This is a genomic window from Bradyrhizobium sp. UFLA06-06 (genome assembly GCF_054820065.1).
Genome location: NZ_JADFUD010000012.1, coordinates 35,561 through 60,340 on the forward strand (window position 1 = coordinate 35,561; position 24,780 = coordinate 60,340).

23 protein-coding genes are annotated in these 24,780 nt (G+C 65.1%); 16 read left to right on the top strand and 7 right to left on the bottom strand.

Going from position 1 to position 24,780, the window contains the following annotated elements:
* Positions 1 to 47: 47 nt before the first annotated feature.
* From IF803_RS12950 to clpB, 4 genes are all read right to left on the bottom strand, one after another.
* Positions 48 to 863, bottom strand: coding sequence for a family 1 encapsulin nanocompartment shell protein (locus IF803_RS12950; protein ID WP_028343300.1), 816 nt, complete (start codon positions 861 to 863; stop codon positions 48 to 50).
* Positions 856 to 1,917 (bottom strand): Dyp-type peroxidase, encoded by a 1,062-nt coding sequence (locus tag IF803_RS12955; protein WP_461192388.1) that lies wholly within the window; start codon positions 1,915 to 1,917, stop codon positions 856 to 858. Before IF803_RS12955 ends, IF803_RS12950 begins: the two co-directional genes overlap by 8 nt.
* A 148-nt stretch (positions 1,918 to 2,065) precedes the next feature.
* Positions 2,066 to 2,320: a DUF2171 domain-containing protein gene (locus IF803_RS12960; RefSeq protein ID WP_028343298.1), complete on the bottom strand. Its 255-nt coding sequence runs from the start codon at positions 2,318 to 2,320 to the stop codon at positions 2,066 to 2,068.
* A 101-nt stretch (positions 2,321 to 2,421) separates the two neighbouring features.
* On the bottom strand, positions 2,422 to 5,034 hold the full coding sequence (clpB, locus tag IF803_RS12965; RefSeq protein ID WP_461192389.1) for an ATP-dependent chaperone ClpB: 2,613 nt from the start codon (positions 5,032 to 5,034) through the stop codon (positions 2,422 to 2,424).
* A 667-nt stretch (positions 5,035 to 5,701) separates the two neighbouring features.
* On the opposite strand from clpB, the gene IF803_RS12970 reads away from it, so the two are divergent.
* The 5 genes from IF803_RS12970 to IF803_RS12990 all read left to right on the top strand — a co-directional run bounded on the left by IF803_RS12970 (position 5,702) and on the right by IF803_RS12990 (position 8,952).
* A complete protein-coding gene (locus tag IF803_RS12970; protein WP_461192390.1) occupies positions 5,702 to 7,108 on the top strand; it encodes a YXWGXW repeat-containing protein in 1,407 nt (468 codons plus the stop codon).
* Positions 7,109 to 7,193: 85 nt separating this feature from the next.
* The gene (locus IF803_RS12975; RefSeq protein WP_028334890.1) at positions 7,194 to 7,376 is read left to right on the top strand and encodes a hypothetical protein; all 183 of its coding nucleotides are present in this window, start codon (positions 7,194 to 7,196) and stop codon (positions 7,374 to 7,376) included.
* 125 nt (positions 7,377 to 7,501) lie between these two features.
* Positions 7,502 to 8,404 (top strand): DnaJ C-terminal domain-containing protein, encoded by a 903-nt coding sequence (locus IF803_RS12980; RefSeq protein WP_461192391.1) that lies wholly within the window; start codon positions 7,502 to 7,504, stop codon positions 8,402 to 8,404.
* Complete coding sequence (locus tag IF803_RS12985) at positions 8,401 to 8,676, top strand: chaperone modulator CbpM (protein WP_461192392.1); 276 nt, start codon at positions 8,401 to 8,403, stop codon at positions 8,674 to 8,676. Before IF803_RS12980 ends, IF803_RS12985 begins: the two co-directional genes overlap by 4 nt.
* A 51-nt stretch (positions 8,677 to 8,727) precedes the next feature.
* On the top strand, positions 8,728 to 8,952 hold the full coding sequence (locus IF803_RS12990) for a hypothetical protein (RefSeq protein WP_016843345.1): 225 nt from the start codon (positions 8,728 to 8,730) through the stop codon (positions 8,950 to 8,952).
* An 86-nt stretch (positions 8,953 to 9,038) separates the two neighbouring features.
* On the opposite strand, the gene IF803_RS12995 is transcribed toward IF803_RS12990, so the two are convergent.
* Both IF803_RS12995 and ybaL read right to left on the bottom strand, forming a co-directional pair.
* Positions 9,039 to 9,272, bottom strand: a complete 234-nt coding sequence (locus IF803_RS12995; RefSeq protein WP_461192393.1) for a hypothetical protein — start codon at positions 9,270 to 9,272, stop codon at positions 9,039 to 9,041.
* A 61-nt stretch (positions 9,273 to 9,333) separates the two neighbouring features.
* Positions 9,334 to 11,055: a YbaL family putative K(+) efflux transporter gene (ybaL, locus tag IF803_RS13000; protein WP_461192394.1), complete on the bottom strand. Its 1,722-nt coding sequence runs from the start codon at positions 11,053 to 11,055 to the stop codon at positions 9,334 to 9,336.
* Positions 11,056 to 11,168: 113 nt separating this feature from the next.
* Here ybaL and IF803_RS13005 point away from each other — a divergent pair, with 113 nt between their 5' ends.
* The 11 genes from IF803_RS13005 to IF803_RS13055 all read left to right on the top strand — a co-directional run bounded on the left by IF803_RS13005 (position 11,169) and on the right by IF803_RS13055 (position 23,630).
* A complete protein-coding gene (locus IF803_RS13005; RefSeq protein WP_461192395.1) occupies positions 11,169 to 11,834 on the top strand; it encodes an HAD family hydrolase in 666 nt (221 codons plus the stop codon).
* Positions 11,835 to 11,843: 9 nt separating this feature from the next.
* The gene (locus IF803_RS13010; RefSeq protein WP_461192396.1) at positions 11,844 to 12,797 is read left to right on the top strand and encodes a sugar-binding transcriptional regulator; all 954 of its coding nucleotides are present in this window, start codon (positions 11,844 to 11,846) and stop codon (positions 12,795 to 12,797) included.
* 367 nt (positions 12,798 to 13,164) lie between these two features.
* Positions 13,165 to 14,478: an ABC transporter substrate-binding protein gene (locus tag IF803_RS13015; protein ID WP_461192397.1), complete on the top strand. Its 1,314-nt coding sequence runs from the start codon at positions 13,165 to 13,167 to the stop codon at positions 14,476 to 14,478.
* Positions 14,479 to 14,615: 137 nt separating this feature from the next.
* A complete protein-coding gene (locus tag IF803_RS13020; RefSeq protein WP_028344353.1) occupies positions 14,616 to 15,488 on the top strand; it encodes a carbohydrate ABC transporter permease in 873 nt (290 codons plus the stop codon).
* A 4-nt stretch (positions 15,489 to 15,492) separates the two neighbouring features.
* Positions 15,493 to 16,323, top strand: a complete 831-nt coding sequence (locus IF803_RS13025; RefSeq protein ID WP_069279505.1) for a carbohydrate ABC transporter permease — start codon at positions 15,493 to 15,495, stop codon at positions 16,321 to 16,323.
* A 16-nt stretch (positions 16,324 to 16,339) separates the two neighbouring features.
* Positions 16,340 to 17,347: an ABC transporter ATP-binding protein gene (locus IF803_RS13030; protein ID WP_304496812.1), complete on the top strand. Its 1,008-nt coding sequence runs from the start codon at positions 16,340 to 16,342 to the stop codon at positions 17,345 to 17,347.
* 93 nt (positions 17,348 to 17,440) lie between these two features.
* Entirely contained in the window at positions 17,441 to 18,214 is a 774-nt protein-coding gene (locus tag IF803_RS13035) for an SDR family NAD(P)-dependent oxidoreductase (RefSeq protein WP_461192398.1), read from the top strand.
* A gap of 42 nt (positions 18,215 to 18,256) precedes the next feature.
* Positions 18,257 to 19,909 carry an FGGY-family carbohydrate kinase gene (locus IF803_RS13040; RefSeq protein WP_461192399.1) on the top strand — a complete coding sequence of 551 codons (1,653 nt, stop codon included), beginning with the start codon at positions 18,257 to 18,259 and terminating at the stop codon, positions 19,907 to 19,909.
* Positions 19,910 to 19,919: 10 nt separating this feature from the next.
* Positions 19,920 to 20,858 carry a carbohydrate kinase family protein gene (locus IF803_RS13045; protein WP_461192400.1) on the top strand — a complete coding sequence of 313 codons (939 nt, stop codon included), beginning with the start codon at positions 19,920 to 19,922 and terminating at the stop codon, positions 20,856 to 20,858.
* Positions 20,859 to 21,264: 406 nt separating this feature from the next.
* Positions 21,265 to 22,974, top strand: a complete 1,710-nt coding sequence (locus IF803_RS13050) for a pyrroloquinoline quinone-dependent dehydrogenase (protein WP_304496809.1) — start codon at positions 21,265 to 21,267, stop codon at positions 22,972 to 22,974.
* A gap of 89 nt (positions 22,975 to 23,063) precedes the next feature.
* Complete coding sequence (locus IF803_RS13055; protein WP_461192401.1) at positions 23,064 to 23,630, top strand: c-type cytochrome; 567 nt, start codon at positions 23,064 to 23,066, stop codon at positions 23,628 to 23,630.
* A gap of 217 nt (positions 23,631 to 23,847) precedes the next feature.
* Here the strand turns inward: IF803_RS13055 and IF803_RS13060 are convergent, their stop codons facing one another.
* Positions 23,848 to 24,762: an ankyrin repeat domain-containing protein gene (locus IF803_RS13060; RefSeq protein ID WP_461192402.1), complete on the bottom strand. Its 915-nt coding sequence runs from the start codon at positions 24,760 to 24,762 to the stop codon at positions 23,848 to 23,850.
* Between the last annotated feature and the right edge of the window lie 18 nt (positions 24,763 to 24,780).

Consider the following 24,780-nt stretch of genomic DNA (forward strand, 5'->3'; position numbering starts at 1 on the left):
CTCCGGCCACGGCCGGAGACTTCCCGGATGAGTCAACGCCGGTAAGACTAGGCGGGTTTCTTCGCCTCCGGCGCAAGCACCACTGACGCCTCGCTCGTCAGCATCAGGAAGGTGATGGTCTCCTGGAAATACAGCTGAACCGATTTCGCCGAGTGGCTGAGATAGCCGATCGAAAGGTCCTGGCCGATCGAGAGCTGGAAATCGCCGCCGCGGGTGGTGAGCAACACGCCGCCCTCGATCGCGGGCGCCCAGATGATCTTGCCGTCGATCAGGCGCTGGATGTGCTGCAGCACCGGATAGCCGTCGTCGGTCGCCCCGCCGATCGCGGTATAGGGCTCGGTGCCGAGCAGCAGCGTATAGGGACCGTTGACGCCGGCAAGCCGCAGCTGGCTGACCGCCTGCGCGACCACGGCAGGATAGTTCTTGACGCTTGACGGCAACGTCAGCACCGGGTTGCTGGTGCCCTGACGGATGCCCCGAATGCCGGCGGCCGCGTAGCCGTCGAACACCGCGCGATCCTCGGCGAATGCGATCTTGCGCGCGGCATCCTTGAGCGGATCCCAGTCGGAATCATTCGCGCCGCGCTCGACATCGTCGATCGCCTGCCGCGAGAGCTCGAACGGCACGCGCAGTTCGACCAGCGCCTGGACGTCGCGTTGCGTCGCCTCGACCCCGTCGCCCGGCGCCGCAATCTTCTTGAGATGACCGGTGCCGACCGCGGAGAAATCCGTTCCCTTCGGACCGTCGACGTCGACGACACGGCGCGCCGCCAGATGGCGCTTCAACGTGCGCGAGGCCTCCTCTTCGATCTGGGCCCATGCCGCGTCCGAGATAGGGGCGAGTCCCCGATGAAGATTATTCATGTCCAGCCTCTCCTTTCAGTGAGCCGATCCCGAGCGAGCCGTCGGACGGCGGTATTCCTGGTGCAGGTGTGTCGTCGGCCCCGGCGTCATCCAGAGAGGGCTCGGCGGGTGAGGGTGCCGGCGCCTCGCTCGCGACGTCCTCCAGGAAGGTCGCCGACGGGACGAAGAACAGCATGCCGGTCACGGCGCGGCTGAAGTCGAGCAAACGGTCGTAATTGCCCGGCGGCTTGCCGACGAACATGTTCTCCAGCATCTGCTCGATCCGGTGCGGGGACCTGGCATAGCCGATGAAATAGGTGCCGAACTCGCCCTTGCTGATATTGCCGAACGGCATGTTGTCGCGGACGATATCGAGCTCCTCGCCATTCTCGACGATCGTGGTCAGCGCGTTGTGCGCGTAGCTCGGCTTCACCGCATCGTCGAGCTCGATGTCGGACAGTTTGGTTCGGCCGATGATCTTTTCCTGCATCTCGACCGGCAGCTCGTTCCACTTCTTCAGGTCGTGCAGGTATTTTTGCACGATCACATAGCTGCCGCCGGCAAACGCCGCGTCCTCGTCGCCGATGATGGTGGCGTCGGTGGCCGCCTGGTCTTCCGGATTCTCGGTGCCGTCGACGAAGCCGAGCAGGTCGCGTTCGTCGAAATATTTGAAGCCGTGCACCTCGTCGGAGGTCGCAACCGCATCGCCGAGCCGCGTCATGATCTGGGTCGCGAGCTCGAAGCACAGGTCCATCGGCACGGCGCGGATGTGAAACAGCAGGTCGCCCGGCGTTGCGACGGCGTGGTGGACGCCATTGATCTCGCGGAACGGATGAAGACCTTTCGGCTTCGGCGCACCGAACAGCCGGTCCCATGCGTCGGAGCCGATGCCCATGACGCATGACAGGCGGCCCTCGAGGTCGCGGAAGCCCACGGCGCGCAGGAGCGCGCCCAGGTCGGCGCATAGCGACCGCACCACCGCATCATATTCCGGATTGGGCTTGAGCGTGACCGCAAGGAAGATGGCCGCGCGCGTCAGCTTCGCAGCGACCGGTTGCGGAACGGCTGATGGCACGCAGGTCTCCTTGACTAAAACGGCACTTCCACGAGGACAAAAGGCAAGCGCTGGACGCCGGATCGGCGTCCAGACAGGGGCAGAGGAGCATGCCGGTGGAGCCTTTACAAGGGCTCGAATGGTTCACGCGCTTGCAGAGGTGCCTGCCTCAATCGACGGGCTTGCCGGACTTCTCTTCCTCGAGCGTCACCGCAATCGCGGCGTTGGCCGAGAGCCGAACCTTGGAGCCTTCGACACCCGCCACGAAGCCGAGCTCGATGAAGTGGTGATGGCCCTTGTGGAAGCCGTCGCTGTCGCTTTTCTTCAGCTTGATGCGGTTGCCCTCGACGTGATCGACGGTGCCGACATGCACGCCATCGGCGCCGATGACCTCCATGTTGTCCTTGATCTGGTGCTGCGTCATGGCGCTCTCCCTGGTTGCAGGTCAGCTTGTATATTCGGCTAGCATATGATGCTGGCAGACGACGCGGCGATGACAACGCGTCGTGGGCAATCCGGCCTGTCTCACACCGGTTCGAATTCGTCCGCCGCCGCGTTCTCCGGCTTCTTGCCGTTGAAGGTGAGGCCGGCCTTGGTGGCCGAAAGCTTTACCTCCGAGCCGTCGCGCACGTCGCCGGAAAGGATCATCTCCGCCAGCGGATCCTGCACGCTGCGCTGGATCACCCGCTTCAGCGGCCGGGCGCCGTAAGCCGGATCCCAGCCCTTCTCCGCCAGCCAGTCGCGCGCCTTCGGATCGAGCTCCAGCTCGATCTTGCGATCCTCCAGCAGCCTGCGCAGCCGCGAGAACTGGATCTCGACGACGCGGCCCATGTCGCTCTTCTGCAGCCGGTGAAACAGGATGATCTCGTCGATCCGGTTGAGGAATTCCGGGCGGAAGTGCGCGCGTACCATGTTCATCACCTGCTCGCGCACCGCGCTTGTGCTCTGGCCTTCCGGCTGGTTGACCAGGTATTCGGCGCCGATGTTCGAGGTCATGATGATCAGCGTGTTGCGGAAATCGACGGTGCGGCCCTGGCCGTCGGTCAGGCGGCCGTCGTCGAGCACCTGCAGCAGCACGTTGAAGACGTCGGGATGCGCCTTCTCGATCTCGTCGAACAGCACCACCTGATAAGGCCGCCGCCGCACGGCTTCGGTCAGGGCGCCGCCCTCGTCATAGCCGACATAGCCGGGAGGGGCGCCGATCAGCCGCGAGACCGAGTGCTTCTCCATGTATTCGGACATGTCGAGGCGGATCATCGCGGTCTCGTCATCGAACAGATATTCGGCAAGCGCTTTCGCAAGCTCGGTCTTGCCGACGCCGGTTGGACCTAAGAACATGAACGAGCCGATCGGCCGGTTGGGGTCCTGCAGGCCGGCGCGGGCGCGACGGACCGCGGTCGACACCGCGCGGACCGCCTCGGCCTGGCCGACGACGCGCTTGCCGAGCATCTCCTCCATGCGCAGCAGCTTGTCCTTCTCGCCCTCCAGCATCTTGTCGACCGGTACGCCGGTCCAACGCGAGACCACCTGCGCGATATTGTCGGCGGTCACGGTTTCGCTGGCGGACGACGTCTCGCTGGCCTCGACAGCCGCAAGCTTCTTCTCGAGCTCGGGAATGCGGCCATAGGCCAGCTCGCCCGCCTTCTGGAATTCACCTTTGCGCTGCGCATTGGCGAGCTCGGTACGCAACTGTTCGAGCTCGCCCTTCATCTTCTGCGCATCGGAGAGCTTGCTCTTTTCCGACCGCCATTTCGATGTCATGTCCGCCGACTTCTTTTCCAGGTCGACAAGATCCTTCTCGAGCGTCTGCAGGCGGCTCTTGGAGCCGAGATCGGTCTCCTTCTTCAGCGCTTCCTGCTCTATCTTGAGCCGGATGATCTCGCGGTCGAGCGAATCGAGTTCTTCCGGCTTGGAATCGACCTGCATCTTCAGCCGCGCCGCCGCCTCGTCCATCAGGTCGATCGCCTTGTCGGGCAGGAAGCGGTCGGTGATGTAGCGGTTCGACAGCGTGGCGGCGGCGACCAGCGCCGAATCCGCGATGCGCACGCCGTGATGCTGCTCGTATTTGTCCTTGAGGCCGCGCAGGATCGAGATGGTGTCCTCGACCGTCGGCTCGGAGACGAACACCGGCTGGAAACGCCGCGCCAGCGCCGCATCCTTTTCGACATGCTTGCGGTATTCGTCGAGCGTGGTGGCGCCGATGCAGTGCAGCTCGCCGCGGGCGAGCGCGGGCTTCAGGAGGTTGGATGCGTCCATCGCGCCGTCGCCCTTGCCGGCGCCGATCAGCGTGTGCATCTCGTCGATGAACAGGATGATGCCGCCCTCGGCCGAGGTCACTTCCTGCAGCACCGCCTTGAGCCGCTCCTCGAACTCGCCGCGATATTTTGCGCCGGCGATCAGCGCGCCGAGATCGAGCGCGAGCAGCGCCTTGTCCTGCAGGCTTTCCGGCACGTCGCCATTGAGGATGCGCAGCGCCAGGCCTTCGACGATCGCGGTCTTGCCGACACCGGGCTCGCCGATCAGCACAGGATTGTTCTTGGTCCGCCGCGACAGCACCTGGATGGTGCGGCGAATCTCCTCGTCGCGGCCGATCACCGGGTCGAGCTTGCCGTCGCGCGCGGCCTGGGTCAGGTCGCGGGCATATTTCTTCAGTGCGTCATAGGCGTTCTCGGCCGACGCGCTGTCGGCGGTGCGGCCCTTGCGCAGCGCGTTGATGGCCGCATTCAGGTTCTGCGGATTGACGCCGCCCTTGGCGAGCAGCTTGCCGGCTTCGCTGTCCTTGTCGGCCGCAAGGGCCTGCAGCAGGCGTTCGACCGAGACAAAGCTGTCGCCGGCCTTGTCGGCGGCCTGTTCTGCCGCCGCGAAGGCGCGCGCGGTCTCCGGCGCCAGGTAAATCTGTCCCGAGCCGGCGCCGCTCACCTTCGGTACCTTCGCCAGCGCGTCTTCGGTCGCCTTGAGGATCGCGCGCGAGTTGCCGCCAGCACGGTCGATCAGGCCGGCCGCGAGGCCCTCATTGTCGTCGAGCAGCACCTTCAGGATGTGAAGCGTCGAGAACTGCTGATGCCCCTCGCGCATCGCGAGTGATTGCGCCGACTGAATGAAGCCGCGAACGCGATCAGTATATTTTTCTATGTTCATCGTGGCACCTCAAGGCAACGCAGGCTCGTCGAGATCAAGTCAGCCACGCAGTCCCGCCGGCGACAGATGGCGGAACGATGACATCCATCATGCAACAGCCCCGTGCGATTGCGCCGGCGGAAAAACCGCGGGCCGAAGGCCGCCGCATCTCGCATCGTGTGGTCCTTTCAGGGGAGTGTCAATCGCGGAGCGCGACCGCCGGGATGCTGCGGTTAAGCCGTTGCGAGGGCTGACGTTCGTCTTTGGCACTCATCCGGGAGCACTGCTACGGCCGCGCCGGCAAGCCGGGTGCACGCATCGTGCTGATTGCGGTTCGATAGATCGCTGTGCTCGCGAAGCGAGCGCTGGATGAGCATGGATCGTTGTGATCGCACAAAGGCCCAAGTCAAGTTCGGGACACGCTGTCGGAATCGATCACGTCGCGTTTCGCGTAGCTTGCTCGATGATGCAGAGAAGCAACGCGCGATGTTCCACTGAATCGCGCAACGTTGTCACGGCGCACTCTGAACCGACCATGAATAGCCGCGTGTGCGCGTTTCCGTTTGCGTCTATGCGTTTCAGGCTGGTGTAAGGTCAAGGCGCTAGCGATGAAGTGTGTCGGTGCATTGCCGATGCACGGAACTTTTGTTCCGTCTCACGTCGAACGTGCTCATCGAAGAGGCTCCCAATGACAACTCGTCTCTATTCGACCGTGTCGTGTGCAGCGATTGCCACGGCGCTGTTCTATGCGACTGCGGTGCCCGCAATCGCGCAGGATGCGGCATGCGCGCCGGTCTCTGCCGTCGAGACCGCGCCGCCGCCGTTGCCGACTTACGATCAGCCGCCGGTGCCTGGTCCCGGCTACATGTGGTCGCCGGGCAATTGGTCGTGGGACGAGGATCGCGGCGATTACTACTGGGTGCCGGGCACCTGGGTGCAGCCGCCGCGGGTCGGACTGCTGTGGACGCCCGGCTACTGGGGCGCGTTCGGCGGCGGCTTCATTTTCCATCAGGGCTATTGGGGTGATCGCGTCGGCTTCTACGGCGGCGTCAATTACGGCTTCGGCTACGGCGGTTCAGGGTATGAAGGCGGCCGCTGGGATCACGGCAACTTCTTTTACAATCGCACCGTGAACAATCTGCAGGGCGCGCGGATCACCAACGTCTACGAGAAGAACGTCACGATCAATCAGACCACCGTCAACAACGTCAGCTACAATGGCGGCCGCGGCGGCATCGAGGTGCGGCCGACGCCGGCCGATCGCGCGATCGCCAAGGAGCAGCACTTCGCGGCGACGCCGTTGCAACGCAAGCAGGTCGAGACCGCAAGCCAGGATCCGAGCCTGTTCAAGCGGACCAACAATGGCGTGCCCGCTGTCGCCGCAACGGCGCGTCCCGGCGAGTTGAAGGGACCGGGCGTGGTTCGCGCGCGGGCGGCCGGCGAGGCGGTGCCTGCCAACGCTGCACGGCCGGCGGCCGGGGAGCCGGGGCACCCGGGAGCTGCAGCCGCGCCCGCAACAGCACCGGCCGCTTCCCACGCGCTCCCGGTCCCGGGGAAGGAGCTTCCGGCGGCGCATCCACCGGCCGAGGCGAACAAGCCCGCGGCCGAGGAGAAGCGCGCGGCACCTGCTCCCGAGACGAAGGCTGAGCCGCATCCTGCTGCACCCGCGCCTGCCGGATCCCACGCGCTTCCGGTTCCCGAGAAGGGCGTCGCGGCGCATCCGCCCGCCGAAGTGAATAGGCCTGCGGTCGAAGAGAAGCGCGCAGCGCCTGCCGCCGAGCCGAAGCTTGAGCCGCATCCTGCAGAAGCGGCGCGGCCTGCCGTGCAGGAGAAGCGGCCCGAAGAGGTGCGCAAGGAAGAGCCGCGTCCCGAGCCTGCCGCGAAGCCCGTTGCGCGGCCTGAGCCAGCGAAGCCCGAAGCGCGACCGGAGCCTGCGGCAAGGCCGGAAGCGCGCCCGGAGACGATGGCGCGCCCCGAGCCGCATCCGCAGGCCGCCCATCCCCAGCCCGCCGCACGGCCGGAGCCGCACGCCGCTCCGCATGCTGCGCCCGCGGCAGGTCATCCCGCGGAGGAGAAGCGGCAGGAGCAACACTAAGGCACGTCCGCGCTCCGCTGGCTCGTTCCGGCGGAGCGCGGTATTGTCCCGCCTGTGCGCAAGCGATCATCACTGGAGGTTGGTCATGGCACAGAGTCACGGTGGCGATGGACAGCTTGACGATGGCAAGCCGCGCCTGAGCGAGGACGATATGCAGCGCGCCCTGCTCGGTCCGCGGGGCGTGCCCGGCAAGCCGGATACCGCCAAGATGACGCCGCAGCAGCAAAAGAACATGCCGAACTATCTGGACCCCGGACATACATCCTAGCTCGTCATGTGACGTGAGCGCATGCTGCGTCGGCCGTTGCCCCGCGGCGCGCCTGCGCACTTGCAAATCGCCTGCTTTTGCGCCCTCATGATTGCAGGTGCACTCACGGTGTTGCGGAGCAGGTTGTGAGAAATCCGTACGAGATTCTTGGCGTTGCCCCGACGGCGTCTGCGGCCGATATCCAGAAGGCCTATCGAAGGCTGGCGAAGAAGCTGCACCCGGATCTCAATCCGGGTGACAAGGCGGCCGAAGACAAATTCAAGGAAGTCGCTGCTGCGAACGATCTGCTCTCGGATGCCGAGAAGCGCAAGCGCTTCGACGCCGGCGAGATCGATGCTGATGGCGCCGAGCGGCCGCAGCATCGCTACTACCGGGATTTCGCCAACGCGGATGCGGGGCATCCGTACGCCGACAGTTCCGGCTATGCCGACTACATGGACCAGGACGACGCCTTCGCCGAGCTGCTCCGGCGCAGCGAGCAGGCGCGCGCCAACCGGCGCGGCCGTGATTTGCATTACGCCCTCGCGATCGACTTCGCGGAATCGATCACCGGTGCGAGCAAGCGGCTGACGCTTCCCGACGGCGGTACGCTCGACGTGACGATCCCGCCAGGGCTCGTCGATGGCCAGATCATTCGTCTGCGCGGCAAGGGCATGCCCGGCAGCGGCAAGGGCGGTCCCGGCGATGCGCTGATCGAGGTGGAGGTTCGCCCCGACCCGCGCTTCACCCGCGAGGGTGACGACATTACGCTGGAACTGCCGATCTCGCTGTCCGAGGCGGTGCTCGGCGGAAAAGTCCGCGTTCCGACGCCGACCGGTGCCGTGACCATGACGGTTCCGAAGGGATCGAACACCGGCACGACCATGCGGTTGCGCGGCAAGGGCGCGCCCCGCGTCGGCGGTGGCCATGGCGATGAACTCGTCAAGCTCAAGGTGGTCCTGCCCAAGGGACCCGATCCCGAGCTCGAGGCGTTTGTATCGAACTGGGATCGAAAGGCGTTCGATCCGCGCGAGGATGGTGCATCATGAACAAGCAGCAGTTCCTCACCAGTGCAGGTCTGGAGGTGCAGACGCTGGAGTTCTGGATCGAGCAGCAATGGCTCGTGCCGGACGAGACCGCCAGCGAGGTCAGCTTCTCCGACACCGACGTGGCGCGAGCGCATCTGATCCAGGACCTGAAGGGCGACTTCGGCGTCAACGACGAGGGCATCGACGTCATCCTCCATCTGGTCGATCAGCTGCACGGCCTGCGCCGCGCGTTCGAGCAATTGCACAAGGATATGGCGTCACCACCGCGCTAGGCGCCTCACTTACGACGAACCTCAGCCTTGAGATCAGCCTGGGAGACGATCATGACGGACAAGCCGACGCCGCTGGCGCATGGCGAGATCGACGTTCTTATCCTGCAGGCGCTGGTGCGCAAGCTGATCGCGAAAGGCGTGCTGACGCCAGACGACGTCCGCTCGATGCTGTTCGAGGCCGCCAAGAATCTTGACCTCGTCGGCAGCGAACTGACGACGGAAGCCGCCAACATCATCGTGCAGGAGGATCTGGCGCCCGCATTCCTTGGCGGCTAGAGCGTGATCCGGAAAAGTGGAGGCCGGTTTTCTCTCGCGACAAACGCGAAGCGTGTGCGCGGAGATCATGCTCGAATAAAGAGCCATCAGGTCTGGCCGCTGCGGGTGGAGACCAGCCGGATCCGGGTGACCTGACCGGCATTGCCGGCGAGATGGGCTTGCGCGTCACGCACCAGCCGCTCCACGGCGGCCGCGTCATAGCTCGGATGACGGGTGTTCAGATGCAGGTCGGTCTCGACCTGCATGACGTTTGTCGTGTCCGCGGCGCCGATCTCGACCGAGAACGACACCAGCGAAACGTGCGGGCTCTTGAAGGCCATGTTTTGATCTCCCTCATCGCGTGACGCGCGGCGTGCATCGGTGCGGCGGGCGTAATCTATCTCAAGCAGCCGAATCCTGCTCGGCGGTTCGCATAGCGGCCGGACGTGCCCTGTCGAGCTCCTCGATCATGCCGCGGGCGATCTCGCGCTCGCCCATGATCACGATGTCGGCGCCAAGTGCCTTGAGATGATCGACCTCGGCGTCGGAATGCGCACGGGCGATGATCTGGATACCGGCATTCGCGGCGCGCGCCTGCTCGACGATCTGGCCGGCCTCGAAAGCTTCGGGAATCGCGATGACCAGCGATCGCGCGGCGGCCGGATTGGTCGCGCGCAGCACGCTGGCGCGCGCGGCGTTGCCCATCAGGGCTTCGATGCCCCGCTCCTTGAGCTTGGCGACCATGTCGTCGGACGCCTCGACCGCGAGGAACGGTGCGCTGCGTTGATGCAGAGCATCGCCGACGATGCTGCCGACCCGGCCGTAGCCGACCAGGATGGTGTGATCCTGCAATTCGGTGACCGGGATTGGTTCAGAAGCTGCGGCGGTTGGCGAGGAGGTCTGCGGCTTCTCGAGCCGCGACGTCAGCCAGTCGACCACCGCGAACACCAGCGGGTTGAGCATGATCGAGACGATCGCGCCCGCCAGGATCAGGTCGCGGCCGGCCTTCGGCAGCAGATTGAGCGCAACGCCGAGCTCGGCCAGGATGAAGGAGAATTCGCCGATCTGGGCGAGGCTCGCCGAGATCATCAGGGCGGTTGCCATCGGATGACGGAACAGCACGACGATCAGAAGGGCGGCGAGCGACTTGCCGACCACGATGACGAACAAAGTCGCTGCGAACGGCCAGGGCTCGCGCACCAAGCTGAATGGATCGAACAGCATGCCAACGGAGACGAAGAACAGCACCGCGAAGGCATCGCGCAGCGGCAGTGTTTCCTGGGCCGCGCGCTGGCTGAGCGGCGATTCCCGCAGCATCATCCCGGCGAAGAACGCGCCGAGCGCCAGCGAGACACCGAACAGCTTGGTCGCGCCGAACGCGATGCAGAGCGCGATCGCGAGCACGGTCAACCGGAACAGCTCGCGCGAGCCGGTATGCGCGATGTAGTGCAGGACCCACGGGATCAGCCGGCGCCCGACCACCAGCATCAGCGCGATGAACACGGCGATCTTGATCAGCGTCAGCACCAGCACGCCGGTCAGCCCGAGACCGAAACGGGCGGCGAGCGGGTCGGAGGTAAGCGCCGCGCCATCGCCGCCCTGCAAGCTCGCTATCGCCGGGAACAGCACCAGCGCCAGCACCATGGCGAGGTCTTCGACGATCAGCCAGCCGACCGCGATCTTGCCGCGTTCGGTGTCCATCAGGCGGCGCTCCTGCAGTGCGCGCAACAGCACGACGGTACTTGCGACCGACAGCGCGAGGCCGAACACCAGGCCTGCGCCGACGGTCCAGCCCATCAACAGCGCAAGGCCAAGGCCCATCAATGTGGCGACCGCAATCTGCGCAATCGCGCCGGGCACCGCGATCGCCCGCACCGACAACAGATCGTTCAGCGAGAAATGCAGGCCGACGCCGAACATCAGGAGAATGATACCGAGCTCCGCGAGCTCGGTTGCCAGCGCCTGATCGGCAACGAAGCCGGGCGTGAAGGGACCGACGGCCACGCCCGCGAGCAGATAACCGACCAGTGGCGGAACCCGAAAGCGCTGGGCGATGGTTCCGAAGACGAAAGCTAATCCGAGACCCGCGACGACGGTCGCGATCAGAGGTGTGTCATGCGGCATTTCGCCTTGTCGCACAGCATCCCTGGCGGTGCACCGCGACCATTTGAGGCGCGGCATTCCGCGCGAAGCTGTGATCTATTGCTCATGGCCTGAGCATATGATCTCATGTCGGGATGGATCCGCGGCTTCCCGAGACCGATCTCGTCATCTTCGACTGCGACGGCGTGCTCGTCGACAGCGAGGAATTGAGCTGCCGCTGCCTCGCCGAGGCAATGGTCCAGGCCGGCATCGGGATGACCACCGAGCGGGCGCTCGAACTCTTCCTCGGACGCAGCACCGCGGCCCTGGTCGACTACTGCCGGGGCGTCGGAAAGCCGTTGCCCGCGACGTTTCTGCCAGGCCTGGCGCTGCAGGTCCGTGAGACCTTCCGCTCCCGGCTCAAGCCGATCGCCGGCATCGCGGCGGTGCTCGCGGAATTGCGCCTGCCATATTGTGTCGCCTCGTCGAGCGATCTCGAGCGGGTGAAGTTTTCGCTGGAGCTGACCGGCCTCGCCGCCAGCTTCGGACCGCGGCTCTACACTGCGCAGATGGTCAAGCACGGCAAGCCGGCCCCGGATCTGTTCTTGCATGCGGCAAGCGCGATGGGCGCCGCGCCGCGCCGTACGCTCGTGATCGAGGACAGCATCAGCGGGGTGACCGCGGCGAAGGCGGCCGGCATGAAAGTATGGGGATTTGTCGGCGGCGCCCACTATCGGTTGGCGGATGGCAGTGTTCTGCTGCGGCAGGCCGGGGCGGATCGAATCTTCGCCGCGATGACGGATTTCTGGATGGAAGGCTGACGCAAGACGATGGCTGCGCCCGACAACGAAAAGTCTCGCCTTGACGATGCGGCGCGCGCCGGCTGGCTGTATTTCATCGCGGGCCACACCCAGGACGAAATCGCCAAAATGTTGCAGGTGTCGCGCGCCTCGGCGCAGCGCCTGGTGTCGCTGTGCCTCGCGGAGCGGCTGATCACGTTTCGCCTCGAACACCCCATCGCGGCCTGCATGGAGCTGGCCTCCCGGCTGAAGGCGCGGTTCAACCTCGTGCATTGCGACGTCGTGCCGACCGATCCGGCGGCGCCGCTGTCGAATGCGGGGATCGCCGAGCGCAGCGCCAATCTGCTGGAGACGACGCTGCGTTCGGAGACGCCCGTGATCGTCGCGCTCGGCACCGGCCGCGCGGTGCGCGCCGCGGTCGAGCGGGTCTCGCCAATCGAGCGGCCCGATCACCAGATCGTCTCGCTGGTCGGCAACATCTCCGCCGACGGCTCGGCAAGCTTCTACGACACGGTGGGACGGCTCGCCGACCGCACCGGTGCGCGCCATTACCCGATGCCGCTGCCGTTCCTGATGTCGAGCGAGGACGAGCGCAACCGCATGGTGCGCATCGACCCGATCGCGCGGGTGAGGGCGGTCGCCGCCAAGGCCGATCTGCGGCTGATCGGCATCGGCCAGATGGACCAGAAGGCCCAGGTCCATGTCGACGGCTTCGTCACCCGCGAGGAGCTGCTCGAGATGATGCGGCTCGGCGCGATCGGTGAGGTGACCGGCTGGGCCTATGACGCCAGGGGCCGCCTGATCAAGGGCGGCACCAACAAGCGGCTGACGAGCATCCCGCCGCAGATCCCCGCGGAAGCGACCACGATCGCCGCGGCGGTCGGCGCCGCCAAGGTGCCGTCGATCAAGGCCGCATTGGCGGGCCGGGTGATCAACGGCCTCATCACCGATGAGGCCACCGCGCGCGCGGTGCTCGATCGGTAGGCGTCGCGAGTCGTACTTCACCTCGCCCCGCTTGCGGGGAGAGGTCGGATCGCATTGGAGATGCGATCCGGGTGAGGGGGAGTCTCCGCGCATTCGTCCGCTTCGTATGCGCGGAAAGAGCCCTCACCCCAACCCTCTCCCCGTAAGAACGGGGCGAGGGAGCGCAGTCCCGCTGTGGCCGCAAATCAAGTTGCCTTCTGGGGCTCAGCGCCCTTCTTCACCTCCGCAAACACCTCCATTTCAGGCTGTGGTGGAACCCGCAAACGCGCGGAACGGCGTTCCCCGCGCGCTTGACAAAATTTGGCAACAGGATGAACATACGCTCAACACGTGGGCATATGCTCAACGTGACATAAGGGAGGTCACCTTGAAAAACGTCCTTTGCGCCGTTGCGGGCGCGGCTGCTGTTTTGATCTCTGCCCCCTCGATCGCCCAGACCACGCTGACGGTGGCGACCGTCAACAATGGCGACATGATCCGCATGCAGGGGCTCACCAGCGAATTCACCGCGAAGAATCCCGATATCACTGTCAAATGGGTGACGCTCGAGGAGAACGTGCTGCGCCAGCGCGTGACCACCGACATCGCCACCAAGGGCGGCCAGTTCGACGTGCTTACCATCGGCACCTATGAGGTGCCGATCTGGGCCAAGAAGAACTGGCTGGTGCCGCTCGACAAGCTCGGCGCCGATTACGACGTCGGCGACCTCTTGCCCAAGATCAAGGATGCGGTCTCGGTCGACGGCAAGCTCTATGCAGCGCCGTTCTACGGCGAGAGCTCGATGGTGATGTATCGCACCGACCTGTTCGACAAGGCCGGCCTGAAGATGCCGGAGAGCCCGACCTGGGACTTCGTGGTCGACGCCGCCAAGAAGCTGACCGATAAGTCCGCTGGCGTCTATGGCATCTGCCTGCGCGGCAAGGCCGGCTGGGGCGAGAACATGGCGTTCCTGACCGCGATGGCCAATTCCTACGGCGCGCGCTGGTTCGACGAGAAGTGGGAGCCGCAATTCACCTCGCCGGAATGGAAGAAGACGCTGACGACCTATGTCGACCTGATGAAGCAGGCCGGCCCTCCCGGCGCCAGCTCCAACGGCTTCAACGAGAACCTCGCGTTGTTCAACGCCGGCAAATGCGCGATGTGGATCGACGCCACGGTCGCGGCGTCGTTCGTGACCAATCCGAAGGAATCCAAGGTCGCCGACAAGGTCGGCTTCGCGCTGGCGCCGAACACCGGGCTCGGCAAGAACGCCAACTGGCTGTGGGCGTGGAGCCTCGCGGTCCCCGCCGGTTCGAAGAAGGTCGAGGCGGCCGAGAAGTTCATCGCCTGGGCGACCGGCAAGGATTACACCAAGCTCGTCGCGTCGAAGGAAGGCTGGGCCAACGTGCCGCCGGGCACGCGCTCCTCACTGTACAAGAACCCCGACTATCTGAAGGTCGCCCCCTTCGCCAAGCTGACGCTGGCCTCGATCGATGCCGCCGATCCGAACAAGCCGACGGTGAAGCCGGTGCCTTACGTCGGCGTGCAATACGCGGCGATCCCTGAATTCCAGGGCATCGGAACCCAGGTGGGCCAGCAGTTCTCGGCCGCGCTCTCAGGTTCGACCACTGTCGATGCGGCGCTCTCGGCTGCGCAGTCCGCGACCGAGCGCGAAATGAAGCGCGCGGGCTACATCAAGTAAGCCTGCCTGCGACTCGATAGCCAAGGCGAGTCAAACGCCTTGCCGCCTGACCAGCTTAGACCTCCCGAGCTGGGTACTTGCGACCATCCTGTCCCGCAGCGGGATGGTCGCTCCTTTCCTTAAGTAAGGAGGCGGGGATGGCGACCCAGCAGACCCAACTGCTTGCACGCACGCTGCTTACGCCCGCGGTAGCGCTGCTGTTCATCTGGATGATCGTGCCGCTGGCGCTCACGATCTACTTCGCGACCCTGCACTACAATCTGCTCGATCCTGGCTCCGAATCGTTCGTTGGCCTGGAGAATTTCCGCTACTTCCTCACCGATCCGGCCTTCCTCGCCTCGCTGCAGAATACGCTGGTGCTGGTCGGCTCGGTGCTCGCGATCACGATCATCCTCGGCGTGCCGCTGGCGGTGCTGCTCGACCAGCAGGTGGTCGGGCTCTCGATCGTCCGGCTGATGGTGATCGCGCCGTTCTTCGTGATGCCGACGGTGAGCGCGCTGGTCTGGAAGAACCTGTTGATGCATCCGGTGTCGGGCCTGTTCGCCTGGATCGCGCATCTGTTCGGGCTGCCGGCGATCGACTGGTTCAACGACGCGCCGCTGTTCTCGGTGATCCTGATCATCTCCTGGCAATGGCTGCCGTTCGCGACCCTGATCCTGCTCACCGCGTTGCAATCGCTCGACGAGGAGCAGAAGGAGGCCGCCGAGATGGACGGCGCGAGCGCGATCTCGACCTTCATCTACATCACGCTGCCGCACCTGGCGCGCCCGATCACCGTGGTGATCCTGATCGAGACCATCTTCCTGCTCACGGTGTTTGCGGAGATCTTCGTCACCACCGGCGGCGGCCCCGGCCTGCAGACCACCAACATCGCCTTCCTGATCTATTCGCAGGCGCTGATCCAGTACGACGTCGGCAGCGCCTCGGCGGGCGGCCTGGTCGCGGTGGTGCTCGCCAACATCGTCGCGTTCTTCCTCGTTCGTATCGTCGGCCGGAATCTGGAGGCGTAACGTCATGGCGCGGATGGTCACGACACGGCGCAAGGTGATCTCGACGGTGGCGGCCTGGCTGGTCGGCTTCCTGATCTTCTTCCCGATCCTCTGGATGGTGCTGGCGAGCTTCAAGACCGAGCTCGAGGCGTTCGCGATCCCGCCCTCGTTCCTGTTCTTCCACTGGACCACCGAAAACTACGCCACGGTGCAGGAGCGCAGCGACTATTTCCACCACGCGCTCAACTCGATCATCATCGCCGGCGGCTCGACGCTGATCGCGATGCTGATCGCGATTCCGGCGGCGTGGTCGATGGCGTTCTCGCCGACCAAGCGGACCAAGGACGTGCTGCTCTGGATGCTGTCCACCAAGATGATGCCGCCAGTCGGTGTCCTGGTGCCGATCTATCTGATCTACCGCACCTTCGGCCTGCTCGACACCAGAAGCGGCCTGATCTTCATCCTCTGCCTCGGCAATCTGCCGATCGTGATCTGGATGCTGTTCACCTATTTCAAGGAGATTCCGAAGGACATCCTCGAGGCGGCGCGGATGGATGGCGCCACGATCGGGCGCGAGCTGATCTACGTGCTGACGCCGATGGCGGTGCCGGGGCTGGCCTCGACGTTGCTGCTCAATCTGATCCTGGCGTGGAACGAGGCGTTCTGGACCCTCAACTTGTCGACGCTCGAGGCCGCGCCGCTCACCGTGTTCATCGCGTCCTATTCCAGCCCGGAAGGATTGTTCTGGGCGAAATTGTCGGCGGCGTCGACGCTCGCGATCGCGCCCATTCTCGTGCTCGGCTGGTTCAGTCAGCGGCAGCTCGTCCGCGGCCTGACCTTCGGCGCGGTCAAGTAGCAGAAAGGCTTTTGCCATGGGTCAGATTACGCTGCAGGGTGTCCAAAAATCGTTCGGGCCGGTCCACATCATCAAGGGCGCCGATCTCGACATCGCCGACGGCTCCTTCGTCGTCTTCGTCGGCCCGTCCGGCTGCGGCAAGACCACGCTGTTGCGGCTGATTGCGGGGCTCGAGGATGTCACCGGCGGCGCGATCCTGATCGACGGGCGCAACGTGGTCGATGTGCCGCCGGCCAAGCGCGGGCTGTCGATGGTGTTCCAGTCCTACGCGCTCTATCCGCATATGAGCGTGCGCGGCAACATCGCGTTCGGCCTGAAGATGGCCGGCATCGCCAAGGACGAGATCAACCGCAAGGTCGAGGCGGCCGCGGCAACGCTCAACCTGACGCCCTATCTCGACCGCAAGCCGCGCGAGCTCTCCGGCGGCCAGCGCCAGCGCGTCGCGATCGGGCGCGCCATCGTGCGCGAGCCGAAGGCGTTCCTGTTCGACGAGCCGCTGTCGAACCTCGACGCCGCGCTGCGGGTGCAGATGCGGCTCGAAGTGACGCGGTTGCAGAAGCAGCTCGGCACCACGGCGATCTACGTCACCCACGACCAGGTCGAGGCCATGACCATGGCCGACAAGATCGTGGTGCTGAACGGCGGCAAGATCGAGCAATACGGTTCGCCGCTCGAGCTCTACGAGAAGCCGGCCAACCTGTTCGTCGCCGGCTTCATCGGCTCGCCGAAGATGAATTTCGTCACCGATGAGATCGCGAAGCAGCAGGGCGCCGCGACCATCGGGGTGCGGCCCGAGCATTTGAGGGTCGAGCGCGACGGGCAGGGCGGCTGGCACGGCACCGTCTCGGTCGCCGAGCATCTCGGCAGCGACACCTTCCTCTATGTCGACGCCGGACCACTGGGAATGCTGACTGCGCGCTATATCGGCGAGCTCGATCTGCATCCCGGCGACCGGGTGTCGCTGATCCCGGATCCGGCGCGCATCCACCGTTTCGACGACAGCGGAAAATCGATTCACGCGTAGAGCATGATCCGGACCCGGAGGGCCGCGTTAGCGCAAAGTGTGAAGCGGTCTTCCGAACAGATCATGCTCAAAAAGAAGCTAAGGAAGAAGAAAATGTATCTCGAAAAATTCAGGCTCGGCGGCAAGACCGCCATCATCACCGGCGCCGGTCAGGGCATCGGGCTCGCCTGCGCCGAAGCGCTCGCCGAGGCCGGCGCCAAGGTCATCATCGGCGACCGTGACGTCAAGGTCGCCAATGACGCGTTAGCCGCGCTGAAGGCCAAGGGCTTTGACGCCGATATCGCGGTGATGGACGTCACGGATTCCGGCCGCGTCTCCGCGGTCGCCGACGAGCTGGTGCGCAAGTACGGCAAGGTCGACATCCTCGTCAACAATGCCGGCATCGCCCGCAGCGAGACGCCGGCGGAAACCGTAACCGACGAGCACTGGCTCAATGTCATCGACGTCAACCTGAACGGTACCTTCTGGTGCTGCCGCGCCTTCGGCAATCACATGCTGAAGGCGAAGTCCGGAACCATCGTCAATGTCGGCTCGATGTCCGGCTTCATCGTCAACAAGCCGCAGGAACAGTGCTTCTACAATGCCTCCAAGGCCGCGGTGCATCACCTGACGAAATCGCTCGCGGCCGAATGGGGCGCGCGCGGGGTTCGCGTCAATGCCGTGGCGCCGACCTATATCGAGACGCCGCTGAACGCGTTCGTGAAGAACAGCCCCAAAATGTACGATGCCTGGATCGGTGGAACCCCGATGGCGCGGATGGGGCAGGTTGACGAGATCGCCTCCGTCGTCTTGTTCCTGGCCTCCGATGCTGCAAGTCTGATGACCGGAAGCATCGTTCTGGTCGATGGCGGCTACACTTGCTGGTAGGGTTGCCCGGGGAGATCGTGCTCAACAGAAGATAGAGCGGTCATGCGGCAAGCCTATATCGGGGTGGACGTCGGAAGCACCAGCGCCCGGGCGGGCGTGTTCAACGAGTCGGGGAAGCTTTTGGGGTCGGCGCGGCACCCGATCCGGGTCTGGCACGAGCCCGGCGATATCGTCGAGCAATCGTCCGACGACATCTGGGCGGCCTGCGTCGCCTCGGTGCGCCACGCAATCCGGGAGGCCGCGGTTATCGCCGAAAGCGTCAAAGGCATCGGCTTCGACGCGACCTGTTCGCTGGTCGTACTCGACAGAGCTGGCCGGCCGCTCACCGTCAGTCCGTCCGGCGATCCCGCACGCAATGTCGTGGTCTGGATGGATCACCGCGCGATGGACGAAACCGAATTCGTCAACGCGACCGGCGACAAGGTGCTGCGCTATGTCGGTGGCGCCATCTCGCCGGAGATGGAGATCCCGAAAATCCTCTGGCTGAAACGGCATATGCCCGCGACCTTCGAGGCTGCCGGGCACTTCTTCGATCTTGCCGACTATCTCTCGTTCCGCGCGTCCGGCTCGCTGGCGCGCTCGACCTGCACCGTCACCTGCAAATGGACCTACGTCGCTGATGAGGGCGGCTGGAGTGAAGCCTTTTTCAAGCGGGTCGGGCTCGAGGCGCTCGCGGCCGATCGCTTTGGGCGGATCGGCAGCGAGATCGTGCCGCCCGGCTCGCCGCTCGGCCGCGGGCTGTCCGAGGATGCCGCGCGCGATCTCGGCCTGCTGCCGGGAACCGCGGTCGGGGCCTCCCTGATCGATGCCCATGCCGGCGGCGTCGGCGCGATCGGCGGCCGCGATGGCTCCGGCGCCGAGGTCGATGTCTGCCAACGGCTCGCCTACATCATGGGAACGTCGGCCTGCATCATGGCGACGACGGTCGATCCCTGCTTCGTGCCCGGTGTCTGGGGGCCGTATTTCGAAGGCATGGTGCCGGGCTTCTGGCTGAACGAGGGCGGCCAATCCGCGGCGGGCGCCGCGATCGATCACCTGCTCAAATCGCATCCGGCGCATGCCGAGGTTGTGCTCGCGGCGAAGCGCGACGGCGTCGACGTCATCGAGCATCTCGAGAAGCGCATCCTGGCGCGCAGCGGCAATGCCGGTGCCGCCGCGCTGCTGGCGCGCAACGTTCACGTCCTGCCGGAATTTCTCGGCAACCGTTCGCCCTATGCCGATCCCGGCTCGCGTGCGGTGATCGCGGGGCTCAATCTCGACACCGACGTGTCGGCGCTGGAGCGGCTGTTCATCGCCGGCCTGTGTGGGCTGGCCTATGGCCTTGCGGACGTCATCGACGCTTTGCAGGCGCATGGCGTCAACGGCAAGACCATCGTGATCGGCGGCGGCGCGAGCCGCAGCCCCCTGGTGCGCCAGATCATGGCCGACACGACAGGCTACACGGTGGCGCTGCCGCAGACGCAAGAACCCGTCTTGCTCGGCGCCGCGATGCTGGGCGCGGTCGCCAGCGGCGCGCACAATTCGATCAACGCCGCGATGGCCGGCATGTCGGCGCTTGGGCGGTTGAGCGAGCCGACCAGGCCGGAGCTTGCCGATTTCCACCGCAAGAAGCGCGGCGTGCACAAGATGCTGCGAGAGCTTGACCGCGACAGCCGCGAGGCGATGAGGCGGGCGCCCGGCGAAGCGCCGACGTAAGGTTTATCCCATGCTGCTGAGTTGCGGAGATGCGCTGATCGATTTCCTGCCGTCGAAGACGACGGATGGACGCGAGGCCTTGACGCCCGCGGTCGGCGGCTCCTGCCTCAACATCGCGATCGGCAGCGCGCGGCTCGACGTTCCGACCGGCTTTGTCGGCGGCATCTCGACCGACACCTTCGGCAAGATGATCGCCGATCATGCCGCGGCGTCCGGCGTCGACCTTCGTCGCGCCACGCGCAGCAATCGTCAGGCCACGCTGGCCTTTGCGCGCGTCACCGGCACCGAGACGCAATACGCCTTCTACGACGCCGACACCGCATCGCGGAACTGGACCTATCGGCGCGATGCGGTCGCGCTTGACGGCGTCACCTGCCTCCACACCGGCTCGACCACGCTGGTCCATGACAAGGGCGCGGCGGAGACGCTGGCCTTGATCGAGGATGCGCGGCCGAACGTGACGATCGCGCTCGATCCGAACTGCCGGCCGAACCTCGTCACGGACAAGGACGCCTACCGTGCGCGCATGCTGACGTTCTGCGGCAAGGCCGACATCGTGAAAATGTCCGACGTCGACTTCGCCTATCTGTTCGGCGACGAGGCCTATGCTCCGAGGGCCGAGGAGCTGCTCTCGGGCGGCGCATCGCTTGTCGTCATTACGCGCGGCCATGATGGCGCCTGCGCCTGGCATCGCAAGGCCGGACCGGTCGTGGCCGAAGCACTGGTGGTGAACGTCGTCGATACGATCGGCGCCGGCGACAGTTTTCAGGCGGCGCTGCTCGCCGCGTTGCATCGGCTGGACCGGATCGCGCGACAGCGGCTGCGCGACATCTCCGCGGCCGAGCTGACACGTGCGCTGTCCTTTGCTTGCAAATGCGCCGCCTTCACCTGCACGCGGCCCGGCGCCGATCCACCGCGGAGCCGGGAATTGCCGGCCGACTATTGGTAGGCCGCGCACGACCTCAGCCGGCGCGGCGTCTCGCGCGATGCCGTCGCTTGACGCTTAGTCTCATTTTGCGTGCTGCGCCTGCGAAGGCAAATCTGCCCGGCGATGCGTGAAGGTGTCCGAAGCACCCGATATCGTTCGGATTTGATGCCGACCCGCGATCGCTGCATTTCGAGCGTGCGAAGTCATGCTGCTTCGGCTTCGCATTGAGCGCATCGGTTGTCTTTGTGAAAGACCCCGCTAACATGGAACCCATCCATCGATACCTGTCGTCGTCCTTTTTTGATCGTCTATTGCAGCGCAACCAAGCCACGCAACGGGTTGCGCGCTCGCCAGGGCGGCCGGGCCTCGAAGGGAAGTAGCAGACACGCATCCCTAATATTGCAACCAAGAAATAACGGGGGAAGATATGTACGTGAAAGGGATTGCGGCATTCGCCGCCGCGCTCGGCGTTGGCCTGTTGTCGGGCGCCGCCATCGCACAGGAAGTCAAGCAGGAGAAGCAGTCGGTCCTCGGCAACGCCAATGTTTCTCCTGTGACCCAGGAGCAACTCAACGCCGCCGACAAGAACACCAGGGATTTCCTGCTTACCAACGGCAACTACGCCCAGACGCGATTCTATCCGGGCAAGCAGATCAGCCGGGACAATGTGAAGAACCTGCACGTCGCATGGATCTTCCAGACCGACGTCAAGGAATCGCTTGAGACATCTCCGATCGTCGTCGATGGCGTGATGTTCGTCACGACGTCGTTCAGCCATGTCTATGCACTCGACGCCAAGACCGGTCAGCAGCTCTGGCACTATGCCCACAAGATGGGCCCGATCACGGTTTATTGCTGCGGTCCCAACAATCGCGGCGTCCAGGTGCTCGGCGACCGGGTCTATCTGGCGACGCTCGATTCCAAGCTGATGGCGCTGAATGCCAAGACCGGCGAGGTGATCTGGACCACCAACATCGCCGATCCCGAGCTCGGCTACAGCGAGACGATGGCGCCGACCGTGGTCAAGGACAAGGTCCTGATCGGAACCAATGGCGGCGAATACGGCATCCGCGGTTTCGTGCGCGCCTATGACGCCAAGACCGGCAAGCAGCTCTGGAATTTCCATACCATTCCGGAGAACTCCGTCGGTGTCTGGGCGACCAAGGATGCCACCGGCCGCGACATGCATCGCAATATCCAGGCCGAGAAGGACATGCTCGCCAAGATCGGCGATCCCTATGCCAAGCTCGGTGGCGGCGTGTGGCAGAACCCGTCGGTCGATCTCGCGACCAACCGGATCTACTTCGTCGTCGGCAACCCGTCGCCCGACCTCGACGGCTCGAACCGGCCCGGCGACAACCTCTATACCAACTCGCTGGTCTCGCTCGATCTCGACACCGGCAAGTATGTCTGCCACTTCCAGTACATCGCCCACGACGTCTGGGATCTCGACGCGGTCAGCCCGACGGTGCTGGTCAACGTCAAGGACAAGAGCGGAAAGACGATTCCCGGCGTCATTCATGCCGGCAAGACCGGGCACATCTATGTGCACGATCGCAAGGACTGCAGCCTGATCCGCTTCTCCGAGGCGATGGTACCGCAGGAGAACATGTGGGTGCTGCCGACCAAGGAAGGTGCGCGCATGCTGCCCGGCGCCAATGGCGGCGTCGAATGGTCGCCGATCGCGACCGATCCGGGACAGGAGCTGGCCTACGCCATCAACCTGCACCAGCCGATGACCTACCACGTCGAGAGCTCGGCCTATCCGAACGGCAAGCTGTGGCTGGGCGGTGCCTTCAAGGTGATCCCGGGCGAGAAGCAGGCGGGCAACATCACCGCGGTGAACTACAACAACGGCAAGATCAAATGGCAGGTCAACACGCCCGAGCCGATGATCGGCGGCATCCTCGCCACCGCCGGCGGCCTGGTCTTCACCGGCGAAGGCAACGGCAAGTTCGCGGCCTATAATTCGTCGAACGGCAAGGAGCTGTGGAGCTTCCGGGCCGGCGCCGGCGTCAACGCGCCGCCGTCGAGCTACATGGTCGGCGGCAAGCAATATATCGTGGTCGGCGCGGGCGGTAACACCCAGCTCGACTACAAGCGTGGCAACAACATCATCGCCTTCACGCTCGACTGAGCCCGGGCCTGATGCATCATCACGCGTGCGAACATTGACGGCGAGGCGGGACCGGTTCGGTCCCGCTTCTGTTTTCTACGGATGGGCAGATGTTCAGTAGATTGATGATTGGCGGCGTCGCGCTGCTGCTGATGGCGGTACAGGCATGCGCTGAGAAGATTGAAGACAAGGTGCAGGTCTGCGCCGGCTGCCACGGCGAGAACGGCAAGCCGGTCGACAAGACCATTCCGACGATCTGGGGCCAGCAGGCCGGCTATCTCTACATCCAGCTGCGCGATTTCAAGCGCGGCGATCGCAAGAGCGAGATCATGCAGCCGATCGCGGCGCAGTTCGAGCGCGACGACATGCTGGCGATCGCGCAATATTTTTCGCAGAAGCCGTGGCCTGACCTGGGCCAGCCGCGCGCCCCCAAGGACGTGGCGGAGAAGGCGGTCAGCGCCAGCCGCTCGGTCGGTTGTCCGGCCTGCCATCTCGATCGCTTCCAGGGCGATGGCACGGTGCCGCGGCTGGCCGGAATGGGACGGGATTATCTCGCCAAGACCATCGCCGATTTCCGCACCCGTGCGCGCGGCAACAATCCTGGCATGTCCGACCTGATGCTGGCAACGTCGCCCGACGACCTTGCCGCGCTGGTGGATTATCTGGCGGGGCTGTGAGCGGCGCTGAAGTTCACCCCTCGTTGCGGCTGATCTCCCTCTCCCCGTCCTTACGGGGAGAGGGTTGGGGTGAGGGGCTCTCTCCGCGAACACGGTGATAAACGTGCTCGTGGAAGCTCCCCCTCACCCGGAACGCATCTAACGATGCGTTCCGACCTCTCCCCGCAAGCGGGGCGAGGTGATGCGGAACCTGTTGCTCGATTCAACTCATCATGCCTCAGCGGGGCGTCAGCTCCTCGCGCAGCGCCGACAGGATGGTGAGATCGGCGGCATGCTTGCCGGCCTTGTCGGCCAGCGCAGGGTCGGCGCCATGCGCGAGCAGTGTCCTGGCAATCGCCGGATGATTGCCTTCGGCGGCGATCATCAGCGCCGTGCGGCCGCGCGCATCGCGATCGTCGACCTTGGCGCCGCCTTCCAGCAGGTACGAGACAACCTCGAGCGCCTGCGCCTCCGGCACGGTCTCATCCGGCCCGGCCGCCCACATCAGGAGCGTCAGATTGTTGGCGTAGCGCGCATTGATGTCGATCTCGCGCGCGAGCAGCTGCTTGACGATGCCGAGCTGGCCGCCGGCCGCGGCATAGACGACCGGCGGCTTGCCGGTGTCGTCGGCCTTGCGGCCGTCGGCGCCGTGCGCCAGCAGCATGCGCACCACCATGTCCCTGCCGGCATAGGCGGCGGCCGCGACCGGGGAGGCGCCGCTGCGTCCGGTGAGATTGACGTCGGCGCCGCGGTCGATCAGCCGCTGCACGATCGCGACATGGCCGCGCTCGGCGGCAAAATACAGCGCGGTCGATCCCGCGAGGTTGCGCGCGTCGACCGGCGCGCCGCGTGCCAGCAGCAGGTCGACCATGGCAAGATGGCCGGAGCGGGCGGCGTGGCTCAGCGGCCTTGCGCCCAGCCGGTCCCGCGCGTCGACGGAGGCGCCGTGATCGAGCAGCTCGGTGGCAAGGTTGATGCAATCGGCATTGGCGGCCGCAAACAGCGACAGCGAGATCTCGACCGCGCTGAGCTGGGCCTTGTCGGTTTCGTATTTGCGGATCAGCTCGCGGCACCGTGCCGGATCGGCCGCCGCGAGGCTGCCGTGCACGCTGCCGGCAACGATCAGCGCGGCGAGGGCGAGGCGGCGATACAAGACGTGTTCCTCCGTATG